Below are 12,455 nucleotides of genomic sequence, written 5' to 3'. Positions count from 1 at the left end.
CTTCGCGGTCGACAGGGCGGCGGCGATCGGTTAGCCCTTCGCCATGGCCGAGACGCAAGCCAAGAAGAGCTTCGTGCCGACGTTCCTCGCGTACGTGGCGATGTGCATGGGCGCGATCGCGTTCGTGGAGGCGGGCATGAAGGGGCACCGCGTGGGGTGGGAGCAGATGATGCTGTACACCGCGCCGGCGGTGGCCTGCGGGCTGCTGGCGATCATGCTGCGGCGCGACAAGTACACCTATTTCGGGGTGGTGTTCGCGCTGCTGGCGATCGTCGCGCTGATGCTCGGGGCGTGACGCATCAGTAGGTGACCTGCACGCCGAGGACGGGCAGGATCGGCAGGCCGACGGCCGCGCGGGTGCGGGCGTAGTCCTGCGAATACAGGATGCCCTCGGCATTTTGCCGGTTGTACACGTTCATCACGTCGAGGTAGGCCCCGACCACGCAGCGAGGCAAGATCCACGTGCGGTCGACGCGGAGGTCGAGCTGGTGGAACACCGGCATGCGCGCGCCGTTGGGCGCGCCGAACACCGGCGTGTTCGGGCTGAACGCCCAGCTCTCGTCGGTGGTGATCGAGCCGATGATCGCGGTGTAGGGCAGGCCGGTGACGAGGCGGAAGCGGCCGGCGATCGACCAGCGGCGCGGGAGCTTGTAGCCGACCAACATGACGAGGTTGTGGCGCTGGTCGAAGTCGTCGGCGACCCGCGTCGGCGTCGGCCGGTTCGGGAAGGTGAAGGTGGTGCTCGAGCGCATCCAGGTGTAGGCGATCCAGCCGAACAGGCGGGCGGTGAGGTCGTGGCGCAGCATGACCTCGAGGCCGCCGGTGGCGGAGCGGGCGGTGGGCGCGTCCGGGTCTGCGGGAGCGGGGGGAATGTCGGCGCGGACCTTGCGATAGAACAGGGTGGCGTCGAGGGCGATGCGATCGCCGAGGTCGAGGTGGAGGTTGGCGCTGTACTGGGTGGCCCGCAGGGCGCCGACCTGTCCCTCCGGATCGAACTCGAGCTGGGGGTCGAGGTAGCGAATGGCGGCGGGGAAGACGGTCCGGAAGTCGCCGGAGTAGATGGTCGGCCCGGGGAACAGCTGCCCGGGGGTCCGCCACTGGTCGAAGACGCCGGCGCTCACGCTGTCGCTGCGATAGGTGGCCTGCGAGTAGGTGCCCGCGGCGAGCTGGATCCGGACCCGCTCGTGCGGGCTGTAGCGCAGCATCAGGCGCGGGTCGACGACGTGCTTGGCGTTGGTGCCGCCGGTGAAGGCGCTGACGCGGGCGCCGGCGACGAGCGCGTAGCGGCCGAGGTCGAGCTGCGAATGGAAGTAGACGCCGGTGTTGGAGAAGAAGCCGCGGTTCCGCGTGTCGACGAGGTCGCCCTGATCGTCGCGCGTGCGCACGAGGGCGCGGTAGCGGTCGAGCTGGGTGTCGACGCCGAGGGTGAGCTGGAGCGGGCGCCACGGGCGGACGCTGGCCTCGGCGCGGAGCAGGCCGACGATGTCGTTGCGCCGGCGGAGAAAGACGTTACCGCTGTCGAATTCGGTGCGGTCGAAGCGCACGGCGGGGGCGAGCAGGAAGTCCCAGCGGCCGTGGCGTTGACGGAAGGCGAGGTCGACGCGGTTGAAGCCGCTTTGCATCGACAGCGGCTCGCGCGTGTCGAAGGCGTGGCGAAAATGGAAGGTGTCGTCGGCGCCGAGGAGCCGCATCGTCACCGTGCCGCCGCGGCCGACGGGGTGGTCGAAGATGAATTGATAATCGTGGTAGCGCGGGTTGATGTGGGGGAGGCCGCGGGTGGCGTCCTCGGGCAAGGCGCGCCAGACGAGGTCGAGGTAGCCGCGCTGGGCGGCCAGCAAGTAGGAGCCGCCCTTGCCGAACGGGCCCTCGACCCGCGCGCCGGCGGTGATGAGGTCGAGCTTGACGTGACCGTGGACGCCGTCGCGCCGGCCGACGCGCGGCATGAGGTGGACGATGCCGCCGACGGCGTTGCCGTAATGCGCGGAGAAGTTGCCGGGGACGTATTCGATGCCGCCGATGACGCCGGCCGGGACGATGCTGGCGAGGCCGGGGATGTGAAAGGCGCGCGGGAGCGGGTGCTCGCCGAAGAACACCTGCGATTGATTGGGGGCCGCGCCGCGGAGGATGAGGAGGCCGAGGCCGGCGGGGACGCGGGCGACGCCGGGCAGGTTCTGCAAGGCGCGCAGCGGGTCGCCCTGGCTGCCGGGGAGGTTGGCGATCTCCTCGGGCTGCATGGTGCTGACGGGGCTCGGCTTGCTGACGCGCTCCTGCTCGACGATCGTGCGATAGCCGCCGGCGCCCTGGGGCTGGAGATAGATCGTCGGCGGCTTGCGGCGCGACCAGTAGGCGGCAGGCGTGGGCTGCTCGAAGCGCTGGTGGCCGGTGGCGACGACGATGAGGACGAAGTCGCGGGAGGAGGTCGGTGAGGAGGAAGCGGCCGTCACCGGCGGACACCGCCTCGCGGGTCCACGCGGGGCCCTTGCGCGCGCGGGCGAAGACGCGGGCGCCGGCGACCGGGAGGCGCTCGCCGGCGCTGCGCAGGGTGCCCTGCACGGCGGTATGAGCCGCGGCTGGGCCAGTCGCCGGGGCGGCGACGAGGAGGCAGGCGGCGAGGCCGAGAGTGATCATGCGCCGGCTTCGGGGACGAACTGGAGCTCGACGAAGGCCTGGCCCTGGCGATCGTCGAGGACGTCGATCCACATGGTGGTCGGGACGACGTCGTGGGGGACCACGAAGGTGAACGGCGGCCCCTGCCCGTATTCGGGGTCGTAGATGACGGGCTCGCTGAACAGGACCTCGTAGCGGAGCTCCTCGACGCGCTGCTCGAGGGTGCCCGACCACGGCATGTTCGGCAGGTCGCCGACCGAGACCCAGTACTCCTGGGCGGCGTCGGCGGCGAGGCGCGGCTCGACGTGGAGGCGATCGCCGCGGCGGACCGGGACGGGGTCGCCGAGGTCGATGACGAGCTCCTCGCGCAGGTCGCCGCGCTCGCGCGTGACGGTGAAGCCGAGCACCGTGGGGTTGGTGTCGGCCTGCTCGTCGCGGACCTCCTTCGGGACGCCCGCTTCCTCCGGCAAGAACGGCAGGCCGAACGCGTCGGGGTTCCAGGGCGGGTAGCGCAGGATGATGAGGCAGGGGGCCAGGTCGCCGCGCGGGGAGGTGGCCAGGCGCTCGAGGCATTCGCGGGGGAAAGGTCCGCGCGGCGGCTGCCGACGACCAGGAGCATGAACAAGTTTCCGCCAGAATAGGCGCCGGCCGTGCGCACGCGGATCCGGTGCTCCTCGCCCAGCCGACACGAGACGGCGACGCGGATGGGCATGGGGTCGGGGCAGTCGTACAGATAGTCCAGGAAGTAGGCCCCGTTCCACAGCCCGAGGCAGTCCTCCTGCGAGCAGGCGACCCAGATCGGCGGCTGCAGCTCCTGCCCGGGCGGGACGGCGACCTTCCACTCGAGCTCGACGGTGTCGAGCGGGAGGACGAAGGCGCGACGCCGATCCGGGGGCACATGCAACAATGAGCCGTAGCCGCCGGGCTCGACGACCTCGGTCAGGATGCCGCGGAAGCGCGCGTCGACGACCTGCCAGTCGTACTCGACCGGGATGCAGGCGCCGAGGCCCACGGTGCCGAGCGCGAACAGCCAGCGCCGCATCACCCGGACGCTAGCTCGGCCCGGCTGGAGCGACCAGTCGAGATGTCGTGCGATTTTTCTCGCGGGGTCGAGGCGGCGGGCGGGAATGAAAAAGATGTCCCCGAGGACATGTCAGACGGTGTGGGCGGACACGGGGTGTCGCGACATGTCTTTTGAAGCATGCCATGAAGGTCATGGCAATCGCCGATCCCGACACGCTACAGGTGCCCCGAGATCTGGCGAGGCGCAGCGAGAGCGGCGTTCGGCCGGCCTTCGGGACAGGTGCGGCGAGGGCAGAGGTCGCGACGAGGGGCCGCGCCGGCGCGCCGGCGTGGCCCCTCGGACGGGCGCGATGGAAGAGCTGCGGCGGCTCAGCCCGGGCAGATGTCGAGGGCGTCGGCGCCGAGGTTGTTGCCAGGGTGGCAGTCGGCGATCTTGTCGGCCGGGTCGACGTCGACGTAGACGGTGCCGCCGCCCTGGAGGTCGGCGGTGCACGTCACGGTCTCGCACTCGCCGGGGGCGAGCAGCTTGGTGGTGACGGCCTCGCAGACGACGGCGGCCTGGTCGACGGGCTGGTTGGGGTCGGTGGTCTCGAGGAACTGGACGACCACGCCGTCCTGGACCGGGTTGGTGCCGCGGTTGCACACCTCGGCCTGGAGGTCGATGGTGCCGCCCTGGTTCTGGCACAGGGTGCCGAGGTCGGTCAGCTCGACGGTGAGGTCGGCGATGTTGAGCTTGCCGGTGCTGCCCTGGTCGTTCTGGCGGAAGTTGTTGAGGCCCTCGGTCTGCCAGTTGTTGACGAACGTGCCGGCCGGCGGGACGCGGGCGTCGTCGGTGACGTGGGTGATCGAGTATTGATATTGGTTCCAGATCGGCCGCGAGTTGGCCCAGCGGTCGAGCGGGTCGCGGTAGACGACGAAGCCGGGGCGCGACACGAACTTCGGCGCCATCGGGAACAGCGGGTCCATCGCCGGGCAGCTGTTGAAGCTGGTGCGCGGGACGACGATCTCGGTGGCGAAGTCGCCGTCGACGTCGGCGATCGTCGGGTACTCGTTGCCGGTGCCCGACGAGGCGGGGGCGCTGAACAGGACGTCGCCGCTCTTGCCGTCGTAGACGCGCAGGTAGCACTCGTCGCGGTAGACGGCCTCGGCCGCGCCGTCGCCGTTGAAGTCGAAGATCGACGAGCCGGTGATGTTGGACGACAGGTCCTGCGAGGGCTGGACCCACAGCACGCCGTCGGGCAGGTTCTTGGCCTGCTGCGCCGGCGAGCGCTCGCACTTGCCGCCGGGGCGCTCGGTCGGGCTCTCGCCATTGAGCGCGGCGACGCAGTCGGGGTCGTAGACGGCGTAGTAGGTGGCCGCGGCGGTGGCGAACTCGACCTGGCCGTCGCCGTCGAAGTCGCTGATCGTGACCGGGCCGCCCTGGCCGATCGTCTCGTTGGCCTTGGCGTAGAGCTGAATCGGGCCCCACTTGGTCTCGCCGGTGAGGCTCTGGATCCGCAGGCGGCCGATGCTGTTGCTGACCGACAGCACGACGACCTCGGGGACCTGCTCGAAGTCGACGCCGTCGACCACCGAGTAGAGGCCGACGTTGGCGACCGCGAGGAAGCCGCCCGGCTGGTTGGCGGGCATGAACCACGGCTTGTCGACCCACTCGCCGGTCATCGGGTCCCAGCCGGCGACGCGGCGGTGGTTGACGAAGTCCATCTGACCGTCGAGGTCGACGTCGGCGATCACCGGCATGTGGTTGGCGCCGCTGGCGCTCCAGGTGGTGAGGATGCAGCCGTCGCGGTCGAACACCTGGTCGCCGACGATGATCTCGGGGAACTCGTCGCCGTCGAGGTCGTGCACGCTCGGGCCGTTGGTGGCGCCGGCGCTCGAGAAGTTGAGGAGCGTGTCGGTCTCGCAGTTGCGGCCGTACCACATGCGCTCGAGCTTGGGCGTGTCGCCGTCGTCGACGATGCGGAAGGCGTAGAGGTTGAGCGGGCCGCTGTCGTTGTTGCTGGTGACGCGGTGGTAGCCGATGAGCTCCGGCCGGCCGCCCTGCGGGACGTCGTTGTCGAGGTCGGCGATGGCCCAGTGCGCCGAGTAACCGGGGCGGTTGGCGTCGTCGGGCTCGTCGGCGCCGCCGGCCTGCAACTGCAGCTCGCAGGTGCGGCCGTCGAAGATCCGCAGGGTGCCGATCCGGCCCATGTTGCCGATCGAGGCGAAGGTGTTGACGATGATCGAGGGCTGCAGCTTGTCCGGGTCGTTGTCGAGGTTGAGGTCGGCGACCATCGGCGTGGTGTAGATGTACGTCGAGTTCTTGGTCGGGTCGTTGGCCGGGTCGGCGACCGCGCTCCACTCGCACTGCACCACCGGGGTGATGCCCTCGGGGATGTTGTCCTTCTGACACTCGGGGTCGTTGATGATGTCGGCCGGGACGCCGTACGGGATGCACTCGCCGTCGGGGTCGCAGTAGGAGTCACCCGGGCAGTCGTCGTGGGTGGTGCAGGTGCCGAGGTCCGGGATGCAGGTGTCGTACTTGCACTTGAAGTTTGCCGGACAGTCGCAGCCGTCGGTGGTCTCGGTGTCGACGGTGGTGCTGGTGACGACCGGGTCGGTGGTGCTCGAGGTCGCCGTGGTGCCGGTCGGCGCGACGGTCGACTCGCTGTCGTTGTCGCTGTCGCTGCCGCCCTCGGTGGTGCTCGTGGGCGGCGTCGCGGTGGTGCTCGCGGTGCCGTCGGTCGCGCCGTCGGTCGTCGACGCGGTCGGGAGGATGCCCCCCGTCGTGTCGGCCGTCGAAGCCGTGCCGTCGTCGCTGCAGCCGGCGGTGGCCGCCGCCGCGATGCTCCACATCCCCACCCAAGTCAGTCGCCGTGTCCGCATATCTGCGGGACTCTACAGCAAAGCCCCGCAGCCGCGGGCTCGTCGGCGCGCGGCCGGCGATCGGCGGGCGCGGTGCGAAGGCGGCTGCTCGTGGCTGCCCCGACCCGCGAGCTCGCAGGCTCGTGGCGACGTCCTCCGCAGATTCCTGGCTGTCTTTGCAGACAGGTGCCCGCGGCGACGGCGATGACCTGTACTTCGGGGCAGGTCGCGCGCGGCGCGAGGAGGCGCGGCGGCGCGCGAGCCCTTCGAGACATCTGCGAAGGCCGGCGAGGGGAAGCGACATGGCCTTCGGGCCAGGCCACGCGGCCGGCGAGCCTGCGCCGGCCGCCGGGTCGGGTCGGCGGGCTTCGCGGGACGGCGATCGCGGCGTGGTGGCGCACATGTCCCGGAGGACAGGCTGTCCTGCGGCGCGGCGGCGCACATGGCCCGGAGGATAGGCTGTCCCGGGGGACAGGTCGCTACAGGACGACCATGCGCAGGGTGTCGGAGAAGCGCACGGGGGCGCCGCCGGGGGTGGCGACGACGCGGCCGTCGCGGGCCACGAGCTCGCCGCGCAGGACGGTGGCGATCGGCCAGCCGTGGTAGCGGACGCCGGCGTGGGTGTGCTCGGCGTCGAGGTCGACGAGCACGAGGTCGGCGTCGTAGCCGAGCGCGATCCGGCCCTTGCGGGCGACGTTGTAGATCCGGGCTGGCCCGGAGGACAGCAGCTCGACGAGCTGCGGGAGGCCGAGGCGGCCGGCGTGGACGTGGCCGAGCATGGTCGGCAGGAGCGGGCCGCCGGGCCCGGGCTCGGGGCCGGAGCCGAGGGCGTCGACGAGGCCGCCGGCGACGGCCCGCCACAGCGCGCCGGCGCCGGGGTTCGACTGATCGAGGTCGGCGGCGGCGAGGCCGACGGTGGCGAGCTCGCGGTGCTGCATGAGCAGGGCGAGGGCCTCGTCGCCGTCGACGTTGGAGGCGTGGACGCGCCGACCTGCCCGTTTGGCCATGTTGAGGAAGCGCTGGAGGGCGCGCGCGGCGTCGCCCTCGTCGCGGTAGAGGTCGACGGCGGCGCCGGCCGCGACGGGCTCGGGGTGCGGGTCGGGCTCGCACGAGACGGTGACCCGCCGCTGGCCGCAGAAGAGGGCGCGGTGCAGCGGCTCGTCGTCGGTGCCGAGCGAGAGGACGACGCCGCTGCAGCCCGGCAACCGCTCGAGCCGGTCGAGGTCGTCGAGGTGGTCGGTGGCGGCGGCGATGAAGAAGGCGTAGTCGCAGTGGGCGCGGCCGCGCGCGCGAGAGCTTGTCCTCGAGGCCGGCGGCGGTGGTCGGGTGCGGGTGCGCGTCGAACACGGCGGTGACGCCGGCGAGCAGCTGGGCGCTGCCGCCCTCGTCGCGCAGGTAGCCGCCGGTGTCGAGCACGCCGGGCAGGACGTGGAGGTGGCGCGCGTCGAGCTCGCGCTCGGCCTCGGCCCCGGCGAGGTCGCCGATCGCGGCGAGCCGGCCGCCGGTGATCCCCAGGTCGCAGGGGGTGGTGACGCCGTGGAGCGCGCAGGTCCCGCCGCGCACGAGGAGGTCGTAAGTGGGAGCCATGGCGCGCCGGGGACTATGCCAGGAGGCGCCTGGCCCGTCGAGGCGATGCGCGCGCGGCCGTATCCCCCGGGCCGCAGCGGGGCGGCGGTCGCATCGGCGGGCGATGCGGGGGGCGCGTGCGCGGGGCGTCGCTGCAGGCCGAGCGCGGCGCTCGCCGCGGTGAATGCTCGGTGGCGTGGGCGGCGAGCTCGGCGGCGGTGATTCCCTTGCGAGGGTCCGGGGGATCTGCGGCGATGCTCGTCGGCGCGGGCGGCGGGCTCGGCGGCGGTCGCGGCGATGCTGGCCGGGTCTCGCGGCGGCTGTCTCTCGGGACAGCTCGCAGTGTCACGAGGCGGGGCGGCGGGACTTGCGGGCGACCAGCAGCTCGAGGCCGTCGAGGACGCGCTCGAGGCCGAAGGCGAAGGCGCCGGCGGGGTCGTGGGCGCCGTAGGTCTCGCCGGCGACCTGGCCGACGCGGGCGGCGAGCGGGAAGCGCTCGGTGTCGAAGACCTCGGCGAGGAAGGGGCCGACCTGGGCCCACCATTCGCGGTCGGTCATGCCGGTGCGCTCCTTCACGGTGCGCTCGCGGGCAGCCCCGCGCACCGCGCCGGCGACGTAGTCGAGGACGAGGGTGAGGGCGCGGTCCATCTCGAGGTCGTCGAGGCCGATGCCCTCGAGGGCGGACAGCTCGAGGTGGTACTTGGCGATCGAGTTGGGGCCGAGGACGGGGCGGTGCGTGACGACCTCGACGATCCACGGGTGGCGCAGGACGAGGGCCCAGTTCTGACGCGCCACGTCGGCCACTCGCTCGCGCCACGTCCCCCCGGTGGGCGCGCGGATCTCCCCCATCAGCGCGTCCAGCATCAGGTCGATCAGCTCGGGCTTGCCGGGCACGTAGGTGTAGAGCGACATCGGCGATACGCCGAGGTCCTCGGCCACCCGCCGGGTCGTCAGCGCGGCCAGCCCCTCGGCGTCGACCAGCGCGATCGCGGCGGCCACCACGTCGGTCACGGTGAGCCGGGCCTTGGGCCCGCGGGAGGCGCGAGGCGCCCGGCCCCACAGCAGCTCGAGGGTCTTGCGCGGGTCGCCGCGGCCGGAGATGTCGTCGCTCATGAGCTCTCGGTAGGGTGCTGATTTTTGCCGAGGGAAAACTGTTTTCGGTGGACGGAGTTCGAGAATAAAAACTTTGTACGGTGAACGGCGAGCAGGTCCGCGGGTCATCGTACCCGATGCCACCGGCCCGCGTTCGCGCCCGGGAGGTTCGGAGGAAGCGTGTAGCGATCGGCGCGACCGGCAAGGTCGGCCGTCCGCTGGTGGAGGCGTTGCTGGCGGCGAGCTCGACTGCGGGGCGGCGTCGAGGGGGCGGGCGGGGACCTCGGAGCGAGCGACGGGCAGGGCATCGCGACGGACACGCCCCGGATGCTCGCGTCACTCCTGGCGGAGCGCGCCGATCGGATCGATGCGAGTGGCCCTTCGCGCAGGGACATAGGCCGCGAGCAGCCCGATCGCCACGAGCAGCAGGGTCACGCCGATGTACGTCGCCGGATCGGTCGGGCTGACCTGCTGCGTCAGCAGCGACGTCATCAGCCGCGTCAGCGCCAGCGCTCCGACGAGCCCGAGCGCGGCGCCGGCGACGAGCAGCACCAGGCCCTGCCGCACCACCAGCCACACGACGTGGCGGGGCTGGGCGCCCAGCGCCATGCGGACCCCGAGCTCGTGCGTCCGCTGGGCCACCGAGTTGGCCATGGTCGCGTACAGGCCGACGGCCGCCAGCAGCAGCGCCAGCCCCGCGAACACCGACAGCAGCGCGCTCGTGAAGCGGCGCGGGGCGACCGAGTCCGCGATGTACTGCTCGAGCGTCTGCACCGCGAACACCGGCTGGTCGGGGTCGACCGCGGTGACCGCCTCGCGCACCTGCGTCGCGTACCCGAGCGGATCGCCCTGCGTGCGCACGCTCAGGGTCATGCCCGACGCGACCGTCGCCTGGGTCTGCTCGGGCAGCTGCCGGTAGGCGTAATACATCTGGTACTGCGTCCGCTGCGGCCCGTCGAGCCCGTAGTGGGCGACGTGGCCGACGACCCCGACGATCTCGGCGACGCCCTTTTCGGTCATGCCCTCCTGCAACTGCTGACCGACCGGGTCCTGCCTGGGGAAGAACTTGTCGGCGAGGGCCTGGTCGATGACCAGCGCCAGCGGGGTGTCGGTCGTGTCCTGCGCCGTGAAGGTGCGCCCGGCGTGCAGCGGGATCTGCAGCGTCTCGAAGTAGCCGGCGTCGACGAAGTACGCGACCGCCATCTTGGTGTTGGCGATGATGCGCGGCTCGCCGGGCAGCAGGAACGAGCTCTCCGAGGCGCCGGCGAACGGCAGGCCCGACGACGCCGACACCGACACGACGCCGGGGATCTCGGCGACGCGGCGCGCGAGCTCGGCCCAGAACCCGCGCACCTCGGCGGCGGTGTCGTAGCGGGCGGTCGGCAGCGAGAGCTCCATCGTCAGCACCCCGCCGGGCGCGAAGCCCGGGTCGACGTCGGCGAGCTTGGCGAAGCCGCGGAGCGACAGGCCGGCGCCGACCAGCAGGACCAGCGCCAGCGCGACCTCGAAGACGACCAGGAGGTTGCGGATCCGGAGGTGGCCGCCGGGCCTGCCGGTCGTGACGGCGCTCGAGCTCACTGCCGATGTCTCGTGAGACGAGGTCTCCGGGAAATCTGGAGAGCAGGGCGAGACCGTGAATCACGAGCTCTGGCCTCCGAGCTCGACTGTTCGCGGGATGTCCAGTCCTGCGTGGGCGCACGCGCCCAATCGGGCGAGGATCCATGGCGGACCTCGCCGGGGAGCCTTATGGGGGCCCCGTGACGAGCACAATGGACCATGAACTCGGACTCCTCGTCGGGGTCCTGCCCGCCGAGCTGCAGAGCGCCGTGCGCGCGCTTGCGCCGGCCGAGCTGCTCGAGGTGGTGATGGACCTCGGTCGCACGCCCGAGGCCCGACTGGAGGGCCGCGCCCAACGCCTCTCCGACACGCCCGTGAGCCGCGCGGAGATCGACGCGGTGCTCCAACAGCTGAGCCCGGTGGGTGAGGACAACCGCACCGGCATCGAGGGCACGCTTCACCGGATCTCGGTCATCCGGAACCGACGCGGCGACGTCGTGGGGCTGACGCTGCGCGTGGGTCGCGCGGTGGTCGGCGCGATCGAGCTGTTGCGCGACCTGGTCGAGACCGGACAGAACGTGCTGCTGCTGGGCCGGCCGGGCGTCGGCAAGACGACCAAGCTGCGGGAGATCGCCCGCGTGCTGGCCGACGACCTGGGCCGGCGCGTCGTCGTGGTCGACACCTCGAACGAGATCGGCGGCGACGGCGACGTGCCGCACCCCGGCATCGGCGCCGCGCGGCGGATGCAGGTGCCGCGGCCCGACCGCCAGCACGCGGTGATGATCGAGGCGGTCGAGAACCACATGCCCGAGGTGATCGTGGTCGACGAGATCGGCACGGCGGCCGAGGCCGCGGCGGCGCGCACCATCGCCGAGCGCGGAGTGCAGCTCATCGGCACGGCGCACGGCAACACGCTCGAGAACCTGGTCCTGAACCCGACCCTCTCGGACCTGGTCGGCGGCGTGCACACCGTGACGCTCGGCGACGAGGAGGCGCGGCGGCGACGCTCGGCGAAGACGATCACCGAGCGCCGCGGCGCTCCGACCTTCGATGTCGTGGTCGAGATGGTCGGTCGCGACGAGGTCGTGGTGCATCACGACGCCGGCGCCGCGGTCGACCGGTTGCTCGCCGGCGAGGCCGTGAGAGGCGAGCGCCGCCAGCCAGGCCGCGCTCCCGCGCCCGCGGTGCTCGAGGCTGTGCCCGAGGCCCCCGCCGTCCCCGCCACCCGCATCCGCGCGGGAAACCCGGCCACGTGGGAGGGCCCGGTGCGGGTCTACCTGCACGCGCTCAGCCGCGACCTGCTGACCCGAGCGCTCCGCGACGTCGCGGTGGACGTGCGAATCGTGAACAACCCCGATCACGCGGACATGATCTTCGCGCTGCGCGCCCGCGCGGACGACCAGAAGATCCGCCGGCTGGCGGAGGAGGGTCGGCCGGTGCACACGGTCAAGCGCAACAGCGGCTCGGAGCTGCGACGCGCGCTGCAGGCGGCCTTCCCGACGGTGCCGGGCATGGATGACGAGGTGGTCCGCGAGGCGATCGTGGAGATCGAGCAAGCGATCGAGCGGGCGGTGCGCGAGAACGTCTCCGTGGCGCTGCGGGCCCAGCCGCCGCCGTTGCGCAAGGCGCAGCACCGGATCGCGGCGCGGTACCACCTCGTCGAGGTCCACTCCGAGGGCCACGAGCCCTTCCGCCACCTGGTCGTCCGCCCCGCGGGGAGCGACGACTTCGACGAGGACGAGGCGGTCACGTCCTGATCCTCGCTC

General features: G+C 72.1%; 8 protein-coding genes. 2 read left to right on the top strand and 6 right to left on the bottom strand.

Annotated features, from left to right (window positions below; translation table 11 throughout):
* Nucleotides 1-43 precede the first annotated feature (43 nt).
* Nucleotides 44-295 carry a hypothetical protein gene (locus OV079_RS31815; protein WP_267772871.1) on the top strand — a complete coding sequence of 84 codons (252 nt, stop codon included), beginning with the start codon at nt 44-46 and terminating at the stop codon, nt 293-295.
* 4 nt (nt 296-299) lie between these two features.
* On the opposite strand, the gene OV079_RS31810 is transcribed toward OV079_RS31815, so the two are convergent.
* The 6 genes from OV079_RS31810 to OV079_RS31785 form a co-directional block, all read right to left on the bottom strand.
* Complete coding sequence (locus tag OV079_RS31810) at nt 300-2,444, bottom strand: TonB-dependent receptor plug domain-containing protein (RefSeq protein WP_267772870.1); 2,145 nt, start codon at nt 2,442-2,444, stop codon at nt 300-302.
* 180 nt (nt 2,445-2,624) lie between these two features.
* A complete protein-coding gene (locus OV079_RS31805) occupies nt 2,625-3,077 on the bottom strand; it encodes a hypothetical protein (RefSeq protein WP_267772869.1) in 453 nt (150 codons plus the stop codon).
* A gap of 922 nt (nt 3,078-3,999) precedes the next feature.
* Nucleotides 4,000-6,465: an FG-GAP repeat domain-containing protein gene (locus OV079_RS31800; RefSeq protein WP_267772868.1), complete on the bottom strand. Its 2,466-nt coding sequence runs from the start codon at nt 6,463-6,465 to the stop codon at nt 4,000-4,002.
* A 488-nt stretch (nt 6,466-6,953) separates the two neighbouring features.
* A complete protein-coding gene (locus tag OV079_RS31795; RefSeq protein WP_267772867.1) occupies nt 6,954-7,679 on the bottom strand; it encodes an amidohydrolase family protein in 726 nt (241 codons plus the stop codon).
* A gap of 706 nt (nt 7,680-8,385) precedes the next feature.
* Nucleotides 8,386-9,153, bottom strand: coding sequence for a TetR/AcrR family transcriptional regulator (locus OV079_RS31790; protein ID WP_267772866.1), 768 nt, complete (start codon nt 9,151-9,153; stop codon nt 8,386-8,388).
* Between the two features lie 315 nt (nt 9,154-9,468).
* Nucleotides 9,469-10,710, bottom strand: coding sequence for an FtsX-like permease family protein (locus OV079_RS31785; RefSeq protein WP_267772865.1), 1,242 nt, complete (start codon nt 10,708-10,710; stop codon nt 9,469-9,471).
* 191 nt (nt 10,711-10,901) lie between these two features.
* Here OV079_RS31785 and OV079_RS31780 point away from each other — a divergent pair, with 191 nt between their 5' ends.
* Nucleotides 10,902-12,446: a R3H domain-containing nucleic acid-binding protein gene (locus OV079_RS31780; protein ID WP_420829551.1), complete on the top strand. Its 1,545-nt coding sequence runs from the start codon at nt 10,902-10,904 to the stop codon at nt 12,444-12,446.
* Nucleotides 12,447-12,455 lie beyond the last annotated feature (9 nt).

The sequence above is a fragment of the Nannocystis pusilla genome, from assembly GCF_026626665.1.
GTDB lineage: Bacteria > Myxococcota_A > Polyangia > Nannocystales > Nannocystaceae > Nannocystis > Nannocystis pusilla.
This window is presented reverse-complemented; position numbering and strand designations above follow the sequence as displayed.

Excerpts from the sequence above, each read along its gene's own strand:
- OV079_RS31800 (WP_267772868.1), bottom strand. The coding sequence starts at position 6,465 with ATGTGGAGCATCGCGGCGGCGGCCACCGCCGGCTGCAGCGACGACGGC.
- OV079_RS31780 (WP_420829551.1), top strand. The coding sequence starts at position 10,902 with ATGGACCATGAACTCGGACTCCTCGTCGGGGTCCTGCCCGCCGAGCTG.
- OV079_RS31815 (WP_267772871.1), top strand. The coding sequence starts at position 44 with ATGGCCGAGACGCAAGCCAAGAAGAGCTTCGTGCCGACGTTCCTCGCG.
- OV079_RS31790 (WP_267772866.1), bottom strand. The coding sequence starts at position 9,153 with ATGAGCGACGACATCTCCGGCCGCGGCGACCCGCGCAAGACCCTCGAG.